Source organism: Sulfuricurvum sp. (genome assembly GCF_041651515.1).
GTDB lineage: Bacteria > Campylobacterota > Campylobacteria > Campylobacterales > Sulfurimonadaceae > Sulfuricurvum.
In genome coordinates this window covers 1-20,581 of the sequence record NZ_JBAZJF010000002.1, presented here as the reverse complement: position 1 = coordinate 20,581, position 20,581 = coordinate 1, and the positions used below count along the sequence as shown (strand labels likewise).

At 43.3% G+C, this 20,581-nt stretch carries 17 protein-coding genes and 1 tRNA gene; 2 read left to right on the top strand and 16 right to left on the bottom strand.

All coding sequences use genetic code 11. The features are described 5' to 3' along the window. Positions 1-262 precede the first annotated feature (262 nt). Positions 263-787 (top strand): hypothetical protein, encoded by a 525-nt coding sequence (locus WC407_RS03205; RefSeq protein ID WP_373021112.1) that lies wholly within the window; start codon positions 263-265, stop codon positions 785-787. Positions 788-892: 105 nt separating this feature from the next. On the opposite strand, the gene WC407_RS03200 is transcribed toward WC407_RS03205, so the two are convergent. The 4 genes from WC407_RS03200 to mqnP all read right to left on the bottom strand — a co-directional run bounded on the left by WC407_RS03200 (position 893) and on the right by mqnP (position 2,900). Next, positions 893-969: transfer RNA gene (locus tag WC407_RS03200), tRNA-Arg, on the bottom strand. A gap of 40 nt (positions 970-1,009) precedes the next feature. Beyond that, positions 1,010-1,525 carry a hypothetical protein gene (locus tag WC407_RS03195; RefSeq protein ID WP_373021111.1) on the bottom strand — a complete coding sequence of 172 codons (516 nt, stop codon included), beginning with the start codon at positions 1,523-1,525 and terminating at the stop codon, positions 1,010-1,012. Beyond that, on the bottom strand, positions 1,522-2,043 hold the full coding sequence (locus tag WC407_RS03190) for a hypothetical protein (RefSeq protein ID WP_373021110.1): 522 nt from the start codon (positions 2,041-2,043) through the stop codon (positions 1,522-1,524). The genes WC407_RS03195 and WC407_RS03190 overlap by 4 nt, the downstream gene beginning before the upstream one ends. Further along, positions 2,043-2,900, bottom strand: coding sequence for a menaquinone biosynthesis prenyltransferase MqnP (gene mqnP / locus WC407_RS03185; RefSeq protein WP_373021109.1), 858 nt, complete (start codon positions 2,898-2,900; stop codon positions 2,043-2,045). The genes WC407_RS03190 and mqnP overlap by 1 nt, the downstream gene beginning before the upstream one ends. A 97-nt stretch (positions 2,901-2,997) precedes the next feature. Here mqnP and miaA point away from each other — a divergent pair, with 97 nt between their 5' ends. Beyond that, on the top strand, positions 2,998-3,891 hold the full coding sequence (miaA, locus tag WC407_RS03180; protein ID WP_373021108.1) for a tRNA (adenosine(37)-N6)-dimethylallyltransferase MiaA: 894 nt from the start codon (positions 2,998-3,000) through the stop codon (positions 3,889-3,891). Here miaA and WC407_RS03175 read toward each other — a convergent pair. The 12 genes from WC407_RS03175 to WC407_RS03120 form a co-directional block, all read right to left on the bottom strand. Then, on the bottom strand, positions 3,883-6,237 hold the full coding sequence (locus WC407_RS03175) for a hypothetical protein (protein WP_373021107.1): 2,355 nt from the start codon (positions 6,235-6,237) through the stop codon (positions 3,883-3,885). The genes miaA and WC407_RS03175 overlap by 9 nt on opposite strands. A gap of 31 nt (positions 6,238-6,268) precedes the next feature. Beyond that, positions 6,269-7,774: an NADH-quinone oxidoreductase subunit NuoN gene (gene nuoN / locus WC407_RS03170; protein ID WP_373021106.1), complete on the bottom strand. Its 1,506-nt coding sequence runs from the start codon at positions 7,772-7,774 to the stop codon at positions 6,269-6,271. Continuing rightward, positions 7,774-9,354, bottom strand: coding sequence for an NADH-quinone oxidoreductase subunit M (locus tag WC407_RS03165; protein ID WP_373021105.1), 1,581 nt, complete (start codon positions 9,352-9,354; stop codon positions 7,774-7,776). Before WC407_RS03165 ends, nuoN begins: the two co-directional genes overlap by 1 nt. Before the next feature lie 9 nt (positions 9,355-9,363). Then, positions 9,364-11,232 (bottom strand): NADH-quinone oxidoreductase subunit L, encoded by a 1,869-nt coding sequence (gene nuoL / locus WC407_RS03160; RefSeq protein WP_373021104.1) that lies wholly within the window; start codon positions 11,230-11,232, stop codon positions 9,364-9,366. A gap of 3 nt (positions 11,233-11,235) precedes the next feature. Next, positions 11,236-11,541, bottom strand: a complete 306-nt coding sequence (gene nuoK / locus WC407_RS03155) for an NADH-quinone oxidoreductase subunit NuoK (RefSeq protein ID WP_373021103.1) — start codon at positions 11,539-11,541, stop codon at positions 11,236-11,238. Then, entirely contained in the window at positions 11,541-12,125 is a 585-nt protein-coding gene (locus WC407_RS03150; RefSeq protein ID WP_373021102.1) for an NADH-quinone oxidoreductase subunit J, read from the bottom strand. Before WC407_RS03150 ends, nuoK begins: the two co-directional genes overlap by 1 nt. Positions 12,126-12,136: 11 nt before the next feature. Next, a complete protein-coding gene (gene nuoI, locus WC407_RS03145) occupies positions 12,137-12,757 on the bottom strand; it encodes an NADH-quinone oxidoreductase subunit NuoI (RefSeq protein WP_373021100.1) in 621 nt (206 codons plus the stop codon). Positions 12,758-12,767: 10 nt separating this feature from the next. Further along, complete coding sequence (gene nuoH / locus WC407_RS03140; protein WP_373021099.1) at positions 12,768-13,757, bottom strand: NADH-quinone oxidoreductase subunit NuoH; 990 nt, start codon at positions 13,755-13,757, stop codon at positions 12,768-12,770. A 3-nt stretch (positions 13,758-13,760) separates the two neighbouring features. Beyond that, entirely contained in the window at positions 13,761-16,247 is a 2,487-nt protein-coding gene (locus tag WC407_RS03135; RefSeq protein ID WP_373021098.1) for an NADH-quinone oxidoreductase subunit G, read from the bottom strand. A gap of 3 nt (positions 16,248-16,250) precedes the next feature. Further along, positions 16,251-18,497, bottom strand: a complete 2,247-nt coding sequence (locus tag WC407_RS03130; RefSeq protein ID WP_373021097.1) for a 2Fe-2S iron-sulfur cluster-binding protein — start codon at positions 18,495-18,497, stop codon at positions 16,251-16,253. 10 nt (positions 18,498-18,507) lie between these two features. Further along, on the bottom strand, positions 18,508-20,505 hold the full coding sequence (locus WC407_RS03125) for an FAD-dependent oxidoreductase (RefSeq protein ID WP_373021096.1): 1,998 nt from the start codon (positions 20,503-20,505) through the stop codon (positions 18,508-18,510). A gap of 10 nt (positions 20,506-20,515) precedes the next feature. Continuing rightward, a partial coding sequence (locus WC407_RS03120; protein WP_373021582.1) for an NADH-ubiquinone oxidoreductase subunit E family protein occupies positions 20,516-20,581 on the bottom strand: 66 nt, incomplete at its 5' end.

The following is a 20,581-nucleotide window of genomic DNA, read 5'->3' as shown; positions in this document are numbered from 1 at the left end:
GCGTCTCGTCTAAACTATATTCGTCCTCTATAAGGCATATATGGAGCATTCGGTGACGATTTCACACCTATCTGATATTTAGAGCCACTGCAATACACAATCTTCTACAATTCAGGATATGGATATTTGAATTGTAGTACGTAAACATAAGAAAAGTATCTTGCTAAACTATCTTTGCTCTTTTCGTCCAAAAGAAAATGAGTTTGAAAAAGTATGATATTATCTATGCATCACGATAAGATACTTATACTTTGGACATACTATGCACAGCTTTACCAAACTCCTAGATGAATGCACAACTTTTACCCTTGAAACTTTGAGAGAGACAAACGAGCAAACAATTGAGGCACTGCAAACGAGCGGTGCCACTTCCCTAGTAAAAACTCTTCAGATGATACAGCTCCAAAAAGCGATCTTAGCAGTTGGTATGTTCTCCATTTTTGAAGCCAACCTGCAAGATGGTCTAAATTGTCGCGATGGATTTGGTGAGGCCAAGACAATTTTAGATGCCCAAGGAGAGCTATATATGAAAGAACGTTTTGAAAATCTTTCTTCAGCTGTCAACGTACTCAAGCATGGACCTGGCCGCAGTTACGATGCTCTGATTGCGAAAGTTGAAACACTACCTTTCAGAATTAAACTACCCGACGAATCTTTCTTCTTCGAGGGTGACGTATCAGAAGTATTTACTTTGGTTGAGGTAAACGATGCATTTGTACAGCATTGTGGCAATGTAATTAGCGATGTGTCCGGAGTAATACGTCGAGTACGTCCCGAGTTCGCCTAGGATATGGATCATTTGGATGCAAAAAGTGGGAGTGGTAGAATTCTTAAGCAATTTTAGTGTTTTGATTTTGGTTAAGGAAAGTTCGATGATTACGGTGTTTGTAAGTGGTGCGCCCGAAGGAATTCGAATCCCTGACCGCCGGTACCGCAAACCGGTGCTCTATCCAGCTGAGCTACGGACGCATTTTAAAGAGAACGAAATTATAGCGGATCAAGCTTATAACTATCTGAGTTGGTTAATTTTCAAAACGAACTCTACTTCCGGTTTCGATAATCGGAGTTCTTTTGCAATGGCATCGACATCAAGCCCTTGACTGTAGCGACTTATTACTTTCTCATCGTCTAGGCCGCTGATCGACGTAGGAAGGGAGAGGTTACGTATACGCTCTTCAAGGTATCTAAGACGGTTTTCCGTCTTGTCCTTATATGCACTAAACGTCCCTTCAATATGAGCCAACGATTCCATGATCGGCACCGATATCTCATTGACCTCTCGTCCGAGTTCGGCATGTAGAGAATGCTGTTCACGAGGGACACTCTCCTGCAGCGATGTTATTATTTCCAATTCTTGTTTAAGCCGTTTGTCCATCATAAAAAGTTCACGATGTACATCGTCAATGGCTTTTGCAACAGAGCGGATATGAGAAGTGGTTTCACCCTCTTTGGTTATCACATAATAGATGAGACCTGCCACAAGGACGGCGAGTGCTACCACTGCGATTTCAATACCGTAATTCATTCGCGCCCTTTAAGGTGGCGGATCATAATGCGCTCCCGTGATCTCATATACCTCGCCCATTCATCTTCATCACGAGGATGTATTCGGACAATTTTAGCAAGGCAAGAGTCAACCGCCTCAAAATAGAGAGCTGTTTCACGCTTAGGGTGGACAGGAAGCTCAATACGCCCATAATAGCGTTCACCTTCGCTCAATATCGGCTCATTGAGTTTAAAATGCTCAATACCAATACTCTCTATCGAACTTTTATACCCCAAAGATTCCCGTTTGGGTGCATTTTCCAGCAAGAGATTCTCTAAACGATCAATCTTTCGATACAGCTCCATCATCAAGTGCAACACAACCGGATCGGTATCCCCTACTTCACCTCGCGCTTTTGCTGTGCGTAGCCATTGCCCTATTGCGTCATCATCGCTTTCACTTAATGTTGCGTATTCGTGCTCATAGCTTTTTTGATCTGTACTTTCCCGATCAAATGCTATTTCCAAAACGGCCTCAATAAGTCTAATCGTCTCCATCACACTACCTTGTCCAAAATAATAAATGTTATAAAAACAAATCCTAAATACCCGTTAACGGTAAAAAAAGCTCGATTGATCTGAGTAAAATCACGCCGTACCAAATAGTGTTCATATCCTAGCATAAGAATTGAAAATAAAACAGCACATTGTGCCAAGATACCCAATCCTGCTGAGATAACAAATAATTCCCAAAACACTATTGCAAGAATGTGAAAGAGGGCTGAAATTTTCATCGTCGTCGCGCTGCCATAGCGAGAGGGGATAGAGTGGAGGTTATTGGTTACATCGAAATCAATGTCTTGCAGTGAATAGAGCAAATCAAACCCGGCTACCCAAAACATTACCCCTATACTGAGCCAGATAGACCACATCGATATCTCACCGCTCACAGCAATAACACCTGCTATCGGCGCCAATCCCAATGATATTCCCAATACGATATGTGCCATTGAGCTAAATCGCTTGAAATACGAATAACTTCCCAAAACGATTAATATTGGTAGACTAAGAGCTAATGCCAAGTCATTAACAAAATACGAAACTCCCATAAAAACCAGTCCGTTTACCCCTGTAAAAATAGCAATCGATGTCGCATCGAGTCTTCCGTCTACACTGGGACGATTTGCGGTACGCGGGTTAAATGCATCAAAACGGCGGTCCACGAATCGGTTAAATCCCATGGCAAAATTTCGAGCCGTAATGGCTGCCAATGCCCCTAATATCAATAGGCGGAAGCCAAACCATCCCTCCGCCGCAACAATCATCGCAATAAAAATAAAGGGGAGGGAAAAAACAGAGTGCTGAAACATAACCAGCTCATTGAAATATTGGAGTTTCTTCGCTAATCGTTTCACGCATCACCTTTTGCATATATTCTTTTATTTTATCGTAAATTCTCTTTGACGGTACCTTATCAAAGGTTCTCGTACCCTTCAGGGTATAATAGCATTTATGAAACAGTTAGCAATTATCGGTTCTACCGCTTCAGGCAAAAGCGACCTTGCCCTTTCCCTGGCATTGGCCCATAACGCGGTTATACTCTCTATCGATTCGCTGAGTATCTACAAAGAGATCGATATCGCCTCCGCTAAACCTTCCCAAGAAGAACGAGATGCGGTATTGCATTTTGGCATTGATACCCTCTCTCCCGATCAGAATGCCAGTGTATTTACCTTTATCGAGGAATATCACCGTGCCCTCGCCTATGCCCGAGAACATCAAAAAAATATTGTGATCGTCGGCGGAAGCAGCTTTTACCTCAAAAGTATGCTTGAGGGGTTATCGTATATTCCATCCATCAGTGAAGAGACTCATCAGGTAGCCAATATGATGCTCCAAAATATCGAATCCGCACACGCTTTTTTAGCCGACATCGACCCGATTACTATGGCTAAAATTCAAGCTACCGATCGTTATAGAATAGAAAAGATGTTGCATCTTTATTTGCAAACGTCTACTCCCCCATCCGAGTGGTTTTCAGCACACACCCCTAAGCCGGTTATAGAAACATGTCCTGTACTGGATCTGGGTGTAGAACGAACTGTGTTACGTGAACGTATTGCTCTACGAACCGAAAAAATGTTTCGTATGGGATTGATCGATGAAGTTGCACATCTAGAACATTGCTATGGCCGTCTGCCCAACAGTATGAAAGCCATAGGTCTTATTGAAACGTTAGCGTATTTAGACGGAAAAATATCCAAAGCCGTTCTCAAAGAGCAAATTACGACCCATACCGCACAGCTTGCTAAACGGCAGCAAACCTTTAACAGCCATCAATTTACCCTTACAGCCAGCAGTTCAGCACATCAATTAGAGCAAATTGCCAAAAATATTTTACAATAGCCCAAGTGCGTCTTTAGCTAATTTCCCCCATGCAGAAGTTGGGTCCGTTTTAATGCTGGCATTAAAAGCCGTTCGTGCTTCTGCTTTTCGCCCCAATCTTTGTGAAAGCGAACCGATCAAATATTGTTGACGTGCACGTTTTTCTTTGTCTAATTTGCGACTGTCAAGACTTTTAAGTATCTCTAACGCATCTCTATCTCGCCCAAGCTTTTGATACGATTGTCCTAAAGTAAACTCGATATAAGGGCTTTGCGTATAGGTTTTCGTTCTCTCTTGTAACGCTACTACTTTACGCCCATACGTTTGTGTCATTGCTTCGTCTTTGCGCGCTGTTGCCAATACTACCATCTGGGTATAGCGCTCAATGTCTTTGAAATCATTGCCGAATACCGTTTCGATATTTTTTATGTGGCGTATCATCCCCTCGGCATTCCCGCTACGCTGCATAGCGTCAAAAAGGGTTCGGTATATATCATTTAGAGGAGGATTCTTTTCTGCATTTAACAAGGTAGCAAGCTCTTCTCCCCCTTGAATAGCACTTTTGTATTCCCCTAATGCAAACTGGGTTTTAACCATGCGTGATAGCCAAACTTGACGTTCAGCCATTGATTTTGATTGTAAATGTCTTTGCGCTATTCTTTTGGCTTCCGGATATTGTGTCGTTTTAAGAGCACACTCAAATAAAAGTCCATCCCATTCAGGAAGTAATTTGATTTTGTACATTTTTTGTAATGTAACGACTTCACTGCATTTTCCCTCTTTGAGATACTCTTTACTCAACCCAATAGCGCTTTTTGAAATCATGGAGTTCACATCCGGGTATTCCGCCGTGTCCAGCTGATGAAGTTGGCTCTCTAAATCTAATATCTCTTTATAACGGCTCTCTTTTAGCAATAATTGTACTTTTTTGTACAATGCCTTTCGCCCGACGCTGTCATTGCCGTAACGCTCGATCAGCTCATCATACTGCTTGATCCCCTCACTTGCATTGGTATCACCTTTATCAAAAAACAACCCATCTTTAGCACGACGTACTTCATCCGTATAATCGCCATATTTATAGTTCTCCAAATATTCATTAAACCGCTTCAATGCCTCTTCACGTTTACCCGCTTGTGCCAGTTGTATCCCTAAATCTTTAAGAAGCATCTCACGATCCGGAGATTTCTCTTCACTATTTTTATAAAGACTTTCGGTTATTTTTGCCGCCGTTTTCGACTCATGACGATCTACCAATGCCTTGGCAACCGCTACCGCTTCTGCACGTACTTGTAAAAAATATTTTGGATTTGCTTTCGCTATTTTATCGATATAGGGTTTTGCGTCCTTCGTATTACCCGAACTAAGCTCAATTTGCGCCAGTTTGAATGCCGCTTGTGAAGCAATGTCAATATCTTTACTCGTATCCAGTGCTTTTTGATAAAACTGCATCGCTTTTTTAGGACTTTCTCCTTCAAGCTCTTGAGCTTTATAAAGCATTCCCAAAGATGCATACGGGCTATCCAACTGCTCATCAAACAGCCTATCAAAAAAGTAATCAGCATCAACATTCTGTCCTATTTTCACATAGGCGTGCGCCGTATATGCCAATACCTCTGCAACACTCGGATCCCCTGAATAATCGCGTAAAAATCGCTTAGAAACTTCAAGAAGCTTTTCCGACTCCTCATTTTCATGCAGAGCTCGAATCTGATAGAGCATCAACTCATTTTTAAAAATGGTTTTAGGATATTTATTCAACGTATAGGTTGCCAACTCAAGCACTTTGTCAAATTTTTTGTCACTGTACGCTTTTTTTAGATTCATATAGTCCGTGACATCCTGAACACGCGCAATTTTAATCGGATTTCCTTTTAAATCAAGTCCACCTACGTACGGATAAACATTACTGTGCATCTTAATCGGAAAATTCATGCTGGTCTCAGCACTCCTCTTCTCATCCAGCATAGGCGCGCGTTTGGCATACCCTACCACGATCCAATGCATTGCCGTTTTAACCTCATGTTGATAGAGTTGAGAGGTCTTGGTGAGATCAAAAAAAATCGGAATCAATTTCATTTTTAACGCTGGAGTAATGATAATGGAGTAGCTGCTTTTGTTAGATGAGGGAGTTACCGTTAAAAAAGTATTATGAATCGGGGGAAACGAGCGTTGCGGTGGATGGGCAAAGGTACAATCGATTCGTCGAGTTTCGCCAAATTCATCTTTGTGTGCTTCACACCCAAATGAACTGCTGTCTTGGAGATGGAGGATGCTATAAGCATCCCCATTTTCCTTGCCACTTTCGATTGAAAGGTCCAAAGCACTGAGAGGTAACCAGAGACACAATAATAACCAGCGCCCCATACCTACTCCTCAAAGTTCCTCATCAAGAGGATTAATAGCCGCTATTATACACGAAACGGGTTATAACTTCCAAGAGTGGATTAACCGCAAATACGGCAAATATGGTTCCGATAACCGCAATCCCGATAATGGTTTTAAGGGACAATGATGCATTCATTAAATAGTATTTTTCATACCCTACCATTGGTTCTTTCATAAACATAAAAACGATCAGTTTAAGGTAATAATATCCGGCAATGGCCGAATTTAATGCCATGACAAGGGCAAGTACCGTATACCCTGCACTTACTGCTGAACCTATCATATACATTTTACCCCAGAACAGACCAAAGGGAGGAATACCGGCTAAGGAAAGCATAAACAACGCCATTACGACAGCCGCCATAGGCATTGTTTTTACCATCCCTGAAAATTTTTCATACGGATGATCCGAACTTTGCCCCGGAAGGAGATTTTTCTGACGGTTTACCCACAACATGGTAAAGGCACCAAGGTTGGTAAAGCTAAACAGTGCCCAATATAAAAAGAGGCCCGTGTTTGCCTGCGTTGTCCCAATCAAAATCGCTGCCATTACAAAACCGGCATGAGAGATCGAACTGTATGCCAACATTCGTTTGACATCCGTTTGGACCAAAGCCCAGATGTTTGAAGCTGTCATTGTAATAACAACTCCGATGTACAAAATCACTTGCAACCATACAACGCCGCTGTGAATCAAAAACTCAAACAGGCGCATTGCAACCACAAATGCCGCAATTTTTGGAACAATTGACATGTAGCCGGCAAGCGCTGCAGATGATCCCTCATAGACATCGGGAGTCCACGTATGAAACGGTACCATGGATAATTTAAATCCAAAAGCCGCAATCATAAATGCCATTGCAACAAGAACATACCCTATGTTACTGTAGTGATCTTCAGCTAAAACCGTCGCGATTTGATTGATCTCGACTGAACCGCTGATTGCATATAAAATCATTGATCCAAATGCATAAAAGCCTGCTGCCAAAGCACCCATTGTAAAATATTTCACAGCCGCTTCAAATGATTTTGAGCGGTTGTGCAATGCTATAAGAGTATACAGTGCTAATGAGGCTGTCTCTAATCCGACAAAAATCAAGATAAGATTATCGCTAGCAACCATAAATTGGAAGCCAGCATTCATAAACAAAAACAGGGCAAAGTACTCAGGATAATTGTACTCATGGAACCGTTTTGACGTAAGGGCCAAAGGAATAAAGAGCATTGAACCTATGACAATGATTATTTGGGACATAATTGCAATGCCGTCCATCAGCATCACATCAAAAAATCCCAATATCGTTCCGTTTTTAAGAAAAACACCGCCAAAGTCAATCAATGCTCCCAAATCAAGGAGTAAAAATAATAAAGCAACCATAACGTAGAAAGATTTGTGCAACCCCTCTTTAAGCATGTCAATGACTAAAATACTGAGAGCACCCACAATCGCGATCAGCATCGGAGAGAGCGTCGCAATGTTAAGCGACGCTAGTGAAACATTAATTGGCTCCAACATTAGTGCGCCTCCTGAATAGAATTCAATTCATCTGCATGTGCAAGATTCGGAATACGCGCTTTTGCTTCAGAGCTTTGCGCTTTATCGTGCATAAGTTGTATAACACCCTCTACGCTGTTGCTGATCGGGCCTAAAACAGGCTTTGGATATACACCCAACCAAATTGCAACAATAACTAGGGGAATAAGTCCCATCAGTTCTGTCGCATTGATATCTTTTAGATTTTTGTTTGCTTCATTCGTAACCGTTCCAAAAAATGCTTTTTTATACGCTGTGAGCATATAAATTGCACCAACAATAATCGCTGTACCGGCTAGAAGGGTAAACATATGAGACTGTTTGTAAAAACCGAGCAAACTCAAAAATTCTCCCACAAAATTAATTGTTAGAGGCAATCCGACTGAAGCCATCATCATAATCCCAAAAATCGTCGCATAGCGCGGCATGACCGATGCTAATCCTCCGAATTCCGACATCAGTTTGGTGTGACGGCGATCATAAATAACCCCCACAAGCAAAAACAGTCCACCCGACACAACTCCATGCGCAATCATCAAGAATACCGAACCGCTTACCCCCTCAACATTGAGAGCGAAAATACCAAGGATAATAACACCCATATGTGAAATTGAGCTGTAGGCTACAACTTGTTTGATATCCTCTTGTGCATAGGCTACCATTGCCGTATATATAATCATTATAATCGCAATAACAGCTATCGGAAACATAAAATAAACCGATGCGTCCGGAAACAACGGAAGCGAAAATCGTACAAACGCATATGTTCCCATTTTAAGCAAAATGGCTGCCAATATTACCGAACCGATAGTCGGTGCTTGCCCGTGAGCATATGGGAGCCAAGTATGAAACGGAAACATTGGTACTTTGATAGCAAACCCGATAAAGAAGGCCAGAAATAACCATATTTGATAATTGCCTAACCACCAAATTTCACCCGTTTCTTTTGCAAAAGGGAGCAACAATCTGTACCACTCTAAAATAGAGAAGCTCCACATCCCCGTCGCTAAAGAGTAAAAATAGGCCATAAAAAGTATACCCACAAGCATTACCAGTGATCCGGTAAAGGTATAAAGGAAAAATTTAATCGATGCATAGATACGAAGCGGTCCGCCCCATGCGCCGATGATGTAAAGCATCGGGACAAGAGAGAGTTCCCAAAATACATAAAATACAATTGCATCTAGTGCCGCAAAAACGCCTACCATTGTCATTTCCAAGAACAATAGAGTAATAACAAGATCTTTAATACGGCGCGTTTCCGTCAACGATGCAATACCGATAAGGGTGAAAAACGTTGACAAAATAATAATAAAGAGTGAAATACCATCAATCCCCAGTAAATAACTAACACCAAATGCAGGGATTAGAGGAGCCGATTCCATAAATTGCATTCCCGATGTCATCGGATCGTATGCATGCCATAGCCACAGTGAAAGGGCAAATTCGATCGCTGCTACAGTAATACCGTATGCTCGTGCGCTGTCTTTTGTAACTACAAATCCAAGCATTGCAGCCAATGCCGGAAAGAAAATTAAAATCGATAAAATATGATCTAGCATCATTACTCCTTAAGCATTTACCGCGTTATACCCGATGGTAAACGCGACGGCAAGTGCCATTAAAACCACTAAACCGATAACCATCCATCGCAGCATTGAGGACAGATTTCCATTTTGAATATCACGTGTACTTTCACCTGTTTTATAAATTGTATTGGCAATCATATCAACGGTTGCATCTACAATTTTAACATCGATCTCTTTCCATGCTAAACGTGAAAGCTCTTTATACGGTTTAGAAAAAACTTCTTCGTAAAATTTTGGAATATAGTACTGGTTAATAAGTACTTTATAGCAAAAGCGTTCTTCCCATTTTCTACTCAACGGGCCATTACGGTACATTATAATTGCAGTAGCAATACCACCTAATGCCATCAATGATGTCACGGCGATTAAAATCAATTCAACATGATGCGTGTGAAAATGAAATCCCGGTAATAACGTCGTTACAAGGCGAATAAAATCATTTTCAAACCATCCGGCGATCAGAGCGAGAACGGCTAAAGGCGACATCGCTATGAGCATAAAACGGTATGCTTCATGAGGATGGAATCCAAAGTTTTTATAACGTGCTTCTCCGAAAAAGGCGAGCATAATCAAACGGAATGAATAAAATGCCGTCAATCCGGCAGTAATCCATAATGTTCCCCACAAAATATAGTGTTCTGAACTAAATGCAACTTCTAAAATTTTATCTTTTGAAAAGAATCCTGCAAATGGCCAGATACCGGCAAGGGCTACAGAGGCAAGGATCATTAGTACCGCTGTCCCTTTCATCACTTTATGAAGTCCGCCCATTTTAACCGGGTCAAGTTCATCGCTCATTGCGTGCATAACGTTACCGGCACCCAAGAACAGCAACGCTTTGAAAAAGGCGTGTGCCATGAGGTGAAAAAGTGCCACCCAATAGGCACCCAAACCGGCCGCAACAAACATATATCCGAGCTGTGACAAGGTAGAGTAAGCAATAATTCGTTTCATATCACGGTTGACCAAAGCCATTGTCCCCGCAAACATTGCAACAAATGCACCCAATGAAGCAATAAAGTACCCTACATCCGGAATCAGATCATAAATCGGATGAGCACGAATCACGAGGTAAACCCCAGCGGTAACCATAGTTGCAGCATGAATCAATGCCGAAACAGGGGTAGGACCTTCCATCGCATCGGCAAGCCATGTATGAAGAGGAAATTGAGCCGATTTACCCATTGCACCGATGAAGAGAAAAATCCCGATCCATGTCACAATGTTTAAAGGAAGATTTCCGATTTCAGAAAATACCACATCGTACTGCAAAGAACCGACATTCCAGTAAAGGAGGAAGATACCGATCAGCATTCCAAGGTCGGCAATACGGTTCATAATAAACGCTTCGTTTGCTGCCCACGTTGCTGATTCTTTATGGTACCAGAATCCGATTAGACCCCAAGAACATAGACCAACCCCTTCCCATCCGATAAAAAGACCCGCAAAGTTGTCACTCATCACCAATATCATCATTGAGAAGACGAATGCTGAAAGCCATGCGAAGAAACGGTTAAATCCTTTATCGTGATCCATATATCCGATAGAGTATACATGAACAACGGTTGAAACGATGGTAACCACCATCATCATGACGACACTCACTTGATCAACAACAAATCCAAACGGAATGTAAAGATCTCCTGTAGCCATCCATGTCATCATCTCAACATGAACGGTATGCCCACCCGTGACGTAACTCAGCAAAATTGCACTGCTCACAAACGACGTAAACAACAACCCTGAGGCAACGTATCCTGTGATGCTTGCTTTAGGTGTCGCTGTGAACAATGCCGAAAATAATGATCCGACCAACGGAGCGAAGAGTGCAATATATAAATAAAGTTCCATAGCCTATCCTCGCATTGAATTCATTTGATCTAAGTCGATTTTACCGGTACGTTTGTACCATACGATGAGTAGCCCAAGTCCGATTGCCACTTCTGATGCCGCAATCGCAATAATGAAAAATGCAAACATTTGACCGCTCAAATCACCAATGTAATGTGAAATAGCTGCGAATGCAATATTCGTAGCATTAAGCAAAATCTCTGTCGCAAAAAAGAGCATTAACAAATTTTTCCGTCGCATTACTCCGATTAAACCGATTGCAAACAATACACTCGATAAAACAAGATAATGGGTAAGTGTAATTTCCATTAGTGTTCCCCCTTCTCTTGATGTCGATTGTGGATTCGTTGCATCATAGCAATCTCTTCTTCGTCCATAAGGGTTAACGATTTGTCCATTTTCTTCCCGGCTAGAACGATTCCCCCGATCATAGCGACGAGCAACATGACCGCCGCAACTTCAAACGGTACAAGATACTTGGTAAAAAGAACCATCCCCACCGCTTGAGAGTTTCCAACGGTAGGATTGATCGGATACAGCGCTTCTATGTTATTGGATACGATCGGAGCAACAAAAATTGCAACTACCATAACAGCAGCCAATACCCCTAGTACAAATACAATTTGCGGATTGGTCCGTTTTTCGACAACATTTCGTGTTGTGTCAAAAAACATCATACCAAACGCATACAATGCCATAACGGCTCCCGTATAGACAATAATTTGGATGGCACCTAAAAAATCAGCACCCAAAATAAAGAAAAATGCCGAAATAAAAATCATCCCTGCCGCCATTGCGGTAATGGCATAAAGCGCTTGAGACGTCATTACGGTAATGGTAAACATACCGATCGTGAGGGCGGCAAACAGATAAAAAGCAACTGCTTCAAACATTCTATTACTCCTTAATAGGCGAGCGGGGTCTTTTTGACCAACGCATCGCTTCCTGGGATGATGGCACCGAAACCAGGGTATTCGGCTTGCTCACCGGCTTTGAGTAAATCAAGCGGGGTGAGCATATCGTCTTTAATCACAAAATGGGCACGTTGTTCAGAAGCGTTTTCATAACGACCTCCGTGAACAATCGCAAGTTCCGGACACACTTCGGCACAATAGCCGCAGAAGATACAGCGGCCAAGATTGATACTGTATTCGGTAACCTCTTTACGGCTGTTTTCATCGATGCGTGTATCCATACGGATACAATCAGAAATACAAATTTTTTCGCACAATCCGCATCCGATACAGCGTTCATATCCTGACTCCCAAAGTCGAAGCAATTTGTGAACGGCACGGTAACGCGGACCAATCGGCAATTTCTCTTTCGGGTATTGAACGGTATGGATCTCAAATTTGATCATCTCACGCAATACTACCCACAAACCGACAAAGAGTTCACCTTTGAATGTTCGATCCACTACTCGTTTGAATCGATCCCATCCACTGGTTGGATAGTCCTCGATATCAACATGAAAATACGCACTCTGTGGTGCAACGTTGCGGTCTTTAAACGGCTCTAAATGCATCACTTTCTCCTTAAAACATCATCACGATGCCGGTTACAACAACGTTGAGAACCGCTATCGGCATTAATACTTTCCAACATAACCACATCAATTGGTCAGGTCGCACATCCGGCCATGCGGCACGTGTCCAGAGGAAAAAGAAAAAGAAAAACGCAACTTTCAACAGAAGCTGAAATGCCCCTGCGATCGTGCCGTCACCAAAACCGCCCAAGAAAATAATTGCGATTACAAACGAGATAAAGAACATATTCGCGTATTCACCGATGAAGAAAAGACCCCAACGCATACCCGAATACTCCGTACCGAAACCATCGATAATTTCGTGATCGTTGGCCACTAAGTGAAACGGAGTACGTCCCGTCTCAGCAAATGCGGCAATCCAAAAAAGGATAAACGCGACCGGCTGTGACCAAACAAGCCAATGGGTAATTCCACCCACTTGATAGTTATTGATATCAACAAGCGACAATGAACCCACCATCATAAGCGGTGCCAACAACGAAAGACCACTGATGACCTCATACGAGATAAAGACTGCCGCACTTCTTGCCGCAGAGATCAGTGACCATTTATTCGCCGATGCCATACCCCCAAGCAACGGTCCATAAAGTCCAATTGCCATAACCCCAAGAACATAGAGGATACCGACATTAATATCCGCAACAATAGGATGAACCGTATAACCCATAACCGTAAATTGCGGCCAGAACGGAATAGCGGCTGCCGCCATAAATGCCGTTGCCGCTGTAATAACCGGAGCAATTTTAAAGATCGGCTTTACCACATTTTGAGGGATAATATCCTCTTTGGTAAAAAGTTTAATCCCGTCCGCTGCAACTTGGAGCAATCCAAAAGGTCCAACGTGCATCGGCCCGAGACGACGTTGCATGAATGCCAATACTTTTCGTTCAAAGTACGTACCCAACCCTGCAAGTGCCGAAAAAACCAACAAGATAACGACGATTTTCGCAATCGTCTCAATGATAAATGCTATATCCATGATTTACACCTTTTGAATTGATACACCGCTAAAGCGATACGCTTCACACAGTGACTCAAAGTTGATATTAGAATCAAACGTCGGAAGATACGGGATCATTCCATCGATTTTACCGTCCACAATCACCGTTGTTACCAGTTCGCCTTTTGAACTTTTTAAGCGTACTGTGTCCCCCTCACTTAACCCTTTTGCTTCGCAATACGCCACAGAAGCATATAAACCTCCCGTACTTGCAAGCTGATGGGCACGTGCGGTAAATGCTGAAAATTGCAGTACCGGATTCGCGATATATACTGTTTCCTCTTTCATTGCAGATGCAATGTCAAAAGGTTGAATGCTCTCATCTACTCCGGTACTCACACTCTGTACGTCAAGGAGATATCCGCGTACTTCTTCACCACTGTTGGTATAGTAGTTTGGCAAATCGTCAAACTTCAATGCTTTAAATCCGGCACTCACCGGTAATATAGCGGTGTAATCAATTGTGTATTTACTTGTTACATCAAGAGCATTAGCAATGTCGTTTAGAACATATCCCTCATAACCAAGAGCCGCATTGGTCGGATTAACCCGTTTGTCAATTCCTGTTAGCGTCCCCTCTTGTTGATTAAGAGCCGGCATATCCAGATCACCGCCGCCTAGAGCACTAAGGGTGAAATCACCTACCGTGTTGTAGCCGATAGTGCTACTGCCGCGCGCGCTGTCCAAATCACAAATCAGTGCCACACCGAGTGTATTCGCGAGATTTGGAATCATCGTCACACTGAATGCAGTGTATTTTTCGATCATTGCAACCAAGCGTGCGCAGTTTTGTCTATTCGGATGGGTATAAAGATCAGGTCCTACCATCAGCGCAAACGTCTCTTTTTTAGCCAAATACTTAGTAAGAGTATCGCTAAATCCTGAGGGAGCGTTCAAAAGCTCAAAGAGAGCATTTTCGTCAACCTCGACCTCTTTGGAAACTTTTTTCTTGATCGTCTTGACGACCTCTTCACTCACCTCTTCTTCGATACCGCTCTCTTCATTGAGTACTTTTTTAATGACCGTTTCGGTCACTTTCTCATCAACCGTCTCTTCAACCGTTACCGTTTTGGTCGAATGGAAGGTTGCAAGATACGCTACTACGGACGATGGCATTGCCGATTTATCCCCGAAAAGGTCGAGCATTAAATAGAGTGCTGCCTCTTCCATCATCGGTGCATGATTGAACTGCGTGACATTTTTCGACATATCTGCAATAACCGGATCGTTAATTGGATGAAAATACAGCCCGGCCCCTTTGTTCATTGACAACGCATTATTCATCGCAAAACGGGCATTCGGGTTATCGGTTTTCAATGCACTTCCGATAGAGACAACAAAATCAGCTTCATGTACGTGTTTAAGATCGCCGCCGTAAAGCGATTTTCCACTTACATCGCTGTAATTGCTCAAAAAGTTTTTCAGTGCTAACGCTTCGTTATTCACTAAACGGTAACCGTATTTCTCTTTGAGGCGCTGTAAAATCATTGCCTCTTCATTCGTAATCGTCGATGTAAAGGCTATCGTATCGGCTTTTTTGAAGGCGGCTACCGCAGCATCAAAAGCTTCTGCATTTTTTACTACACCACGATTTTCAAAATCGTACCCATAACGTCCTGCACCGCAGAGAGATACATAGTTCCACTCATTCTTAACACGGTAAATTTTATCTTCCGGATTTGTGATACTGGTATGTTTGATATCATAGCTAAGCTGACATCCCGCACTACAATGGGCACATGTTGCCGGAATTTGAGTATGTTCCCACGCGTTTGAAGTGTATTGATAATCCGAGCTCACCAGCGCTCCAACCGGACATACCGCACTACACTCTCCACAATTGGTACAATCGAGAGTATCACCGCCGTTTGGAGCAATCAACGATTTGTTGAGTTTGTTCCACATGGCGTATGCGTCTTTTGGCATGGACTCTTTAAATGCTGCTTCAATTCCTTCTGATCCACGGGCGACCGTAGAGAGCGCCGCATCACCGATCATATCTTTACAGACGGTAATACAACGTTCGCACATAATACATAATGCCGGATCGTAATGGATCAATCCCCAATCTTGCGCCGGCTTGTGGGTATCTTTGATCGAGTAGGTTTGTGCATCAACACCCACCTCTAACGTATAGTTTTGAAGTTCACATTCACCCGATTGGTCACACACGCCGCACTCTAGAGGATGGTTAACGTCATATACTTCCATAATGGCACGTCGCTCAGCTTCAATGTTAGGGGTAGTGGTGCTAATCTCCATCCCCTGTTTGGCTTTTGCGTTACACGCATAGACTTGTTTGCCATCTGCTTCAACTAAACAGATACGACACGCCAATGTCGGTGAACATCGTGTCAGGTAACAGATGGCAGGGATAAAAATCCCATTCGCTCTCGCCGCATTCAGGATGTATTCACCCTCTTGCGTAACAACAGCGCGACCGTCTATGGTAATCGTTATTTCATTCATGATTTAACTCCCTACCCTTGTAATTTTTACTTTTTCAAAACGATAGGTTTCGTTCATCGCTCCAAAGACTCCATCATATGTCGGTATCAAGGCAATAGTCCCTTTCAGCGCTGTATCTAAAGTAAATACTCGCTCTTCCACACGTCCGGAAGAGTCGATTTGAACTCTATCCCCATCTCCAATACGTGCAGCAGCCGCAAACTGAGCCGATCCCCGAAGAGATGTATCTTGTTCAAGTTGAGAGACACGTGCACTGTAACTATTAAACTGATTCACCGGATTGCAACGATACGCAACCGTACCGTTAAACTCCGGAAGATCTGCAATGGCTTCAAGCGTTCCATTGATCTCAACCTCACAGTTTTCAAGCATATATCCTCGGTTATCTTCACCCAACTGTGAATAAAAATTTCCAAGCTCATCAAAGGACACCGATTTAAACCCTTGAGAAGTTGGAAGCTTAGCGGTGTAATCAACCGTATATTGTGTTTCAATGCCAAGTGCCGATGCTACGTCATTAAGGGTGTATCCCTCAAATCCTACTGCGACGTTCGTCGGCAAGAGCTGATGATTGATACTGACAAATGTCCCTTCTTGGGAATTGAGTGCCGGAAGCGGTAAATCAACTTCACCCACCGATCCAATAACATAACTGCCTGAAGCATTATAGCCTACTACCTCTGAGCCCCCTTTATCTTCATCCAAATCACAAATGAGCGATACACCGATAGTGTTCACCATAGATGCTGCAACCACCAGCGAAAAATCGGTGTTGCTTTCGATTACCGCTGCCAAACGAGCGATATTTTCCGCTCTTACATGGCTTAAAAGGTCTGCACCGATTACCAGTGTTTTACGTTTTGCTCGACGGATTGAACGATCAATGCGCTCAAATTCTTCATCTCCGACATTGGTTTCGGCACATAAATACCCCTCATCCAATTCATCGAAAAACACCCGAAGATCATCGCTGATATCCGTATCCGATATAAGTGTTTTAGCCAACATAGCCATAACACCCTCTTCCGTTCCCACTTCATACTTCACAAATTGGGTCACCGTGTTTTGCAAAAGGGTATCCTCAATCGGGTGCATATAGACTATTTTTGCACCGTTATGACGAGCCGCAGTCGTCATCGCATAACGAAGTGCCGGATTATCGGTGCTCACTCGTCCGCCGACAATAATGATGGCATCGCTCTGAGCAATTGCATCCAATGTTCCGCCAAACGCTCTTTTCCCGCTGATAGAGCTATACGCAGTCATGAAACTCTGATACGCACGTGCCTCTTCATTATAAAGTTTAACACCAAGTTTCTCTTTGAGCCGCTGTAAAATAAACGCTTCTTCATTTGTAATGAGGGAACTAAAACGGATCGCTTGTGCATTGTTAAGAGCATCAACAGCACGAGCAAATTCCGCAGCATCTTTTTTAGCCACTGTTGCAAAATCAAACCCAAAACGTCCTGCTCCACACAACGTTGTGTGTTCAAAATCATTCGTTACTCGGTAAATTTTATCTGCAGGATTCGTTATAGATGCGTGTTTTACCTCGTAGGTAAGCGAACATCCCGCAGAACAGTGTACGCACGTAGCAGGGACTTGAGAAAGTTCCCATGCATTCGCACTGTATTTAAAATCGGAGCTTACCAGTGCACCCACTGGACATACGGCGATACATTCACCGCAGAACGTACAATCGAGTTTCTCGCTGTTTTTTGGAATAACAGACGATTTGTATCCGCCGAATTGGAGTTCAATCGCATCATCTCCGATAATCTCATTACACACATGGACACATTTTTCGCACAAAATACATAATGAAGGATCATAGTTAATTACTCCCCAATGCTCAATGTTCCGCTGCTGATCTTTGGCGCTGAAATGCTGTGAAGCAATTCCGAATTCAAGCGTTTTGTTTTGAAGATCACATGCACCTGATTTGTCACATACACCGCATTCAAGAGGATGGTTGACATCGTACAAACGCATTATATTCGTCCGTTCCTGCTCAAGACGCTCCGAATTGATCGTAACCCCAAGCCCTTCTGTCGGAGGGGTTTGACAACTTAGGATAAATCCATCGGTTTTATCGGTTTCCACTACACACAAACGGCACGATGCACACGGGGTCGTTTTTTCCAAATAACACATCGTCGGAATATAAAATCCCGCTTTACGTGCCGCTTGGAGAATTGTCTCACCCTTTTGTGCTGTTACGGGTTGATCGTTAATCGTAAAGTTAATCATCCATCCCCCCTTAATGTGCGACCATCGCAATGTAATAACAGCGCATACAACGCTCTGCTTCGCTCATAGCCTCTTCTTGTGTAAAGCCGTATTTTACTTCCCGATTGTTATCACGACGCTCTTCCACTGTGAGCACTTCACTGTGTTGACGCGGTAATCCCGGAAGCCACCCTTGGATTTTTTCTTTTTTGTCGTACACTTTGAGTTTACGGAGGTGATCTTCCATAATCTCATCATCAATCAAAGTAATTTCACCCGTTTGAACATAACGAGATATGACGGATGCGGCACGCTTTGCCTGACCAACCGCATTGACGATTGTCATCGGACCGTATTCACAATCCCCCGCAGCAAAAATCCCTTTGCGTGAGGTCATGTAATCTTTGCCATTGGTTTTGATCGTTGCCCATGAAGTCCGCTCGATCTCCCACTCTTCGGGGATCAATTTCAAATCGGCGCTTTGAGATACGGCAGGGATTAAAAAATCACATTCCATATCAAACGATGCTCCTTCGATTTTCTCCAAATTTGGACGCCCGCCGTTCGGGTCAGGAACCAACTCATATCGATCGATTGTGAGCGATTTAAGAACATCGTTTTCATCATTCATTCGGGCAACGGCTGAGTGGAAAATAAACTCCACACCTTCTTCGACCGCTTCGTGATACTCTTCGTACGTTGTATTTTTAATAATCGTTTTTTCGTCACGGCGATACAACATCACCACTTTCGCCGCATTAGCACGGATTGAACAACGAACCACGTCCATCGAGGTAAATCCACCCCCGACACATACGACGGTTTTACCGCTCAAATCGAGATCTTCCCCGATTCCGTATTTGACAAAAAGGTTTACTTCATCGAGCATATCGATAGCACCCCAGTATCCCGCTATCTCTTTGCGTTCATTGTCACAATACACTTTTTTCGAGATACGGGTTCCGGTTGCAACCAAAATAGCATCATAATCGTTTTCAAACTGACGCATCATATCAGCAGTTACTTTGGTGTTGGTGATAAAATTTACCCCAAGAGAGCGAACCGCTTCGATGTCTTGATTGTATTTATCGATCGGCATACGGTATTCGGGAACCCCGACCGCAACCTCACCACCAAGAACCGGAAGCTCTTCATACACATCTACATCTATTCCATCAAGCGCTAAATAGTAGGCACCCGTAAGTCCCGCTGGCCCCGCGCCGATGATTGCCACTTTTTTGCCGATAGAAGCCTTTTTATCACTTGGGTGAAAGAAGCCGAAGCCGTGATCCGTTTCGTAATCGGCACCCAAACGTTTAAGTTCCATGATCGAAATCGGCTCATCCAGGTTTGTACGGCGACACTCCGTCTCACACGGATGGGGACAAACACGTCCGCATGTATGAGCAAGGGGCATCGTCTGACGTGTTGCCATCAAGGAATCGTCAAAACGTAAATCGCGTACACCCTCAATATATGCCGGAATATCGACGTGAGCAGGACAGGCATCCATACACGGTGCCGTGATTTTGGCAATATAATTGGTATCTTCCATATGGTAATGCTTGGAAGGTTTTTGCCCTTCAATACACGCTAAAAACTCCGACTCAAAATGCTCCATTAAGTCAAGCAACGGATTCGGAACCGTTTTACCGATCTCACATTTTGACGTTTCCTGCATCGTCTTGGAAACCTCTTTAAGGTGCTCCATATCCGATACTGTACCTTCGCCTCGAGCGATTTTATCGAGCAAGTCGTACAAAATACGTCCGCCCCATCGACCCGGTGCACATCGGCCGCACGCTTCGGAATAGACCTGATATTGCGCCGCGTATTCCGTCGCTAAACGAACCACGTCGACATCGGGGTTAAACAGTGCTACACCGTCCCAGCCGATAAACGCTTTTGAATGGGCGTGTTCGTTGTATTCCAACGGAAGGTTATAAGCAGAATTTTCCCAAGCATCGTCACTTTTGCCGATGTTGTTGATCTGCTCGCCCCGCCACGTGGAGAAATAGACTTTACTCACTACCGAATCCTTATTTTCTGACCACAATGGTCCAATCGGCCTCATTGAACTTGAGTGAGTTCATTAGCTCACACCC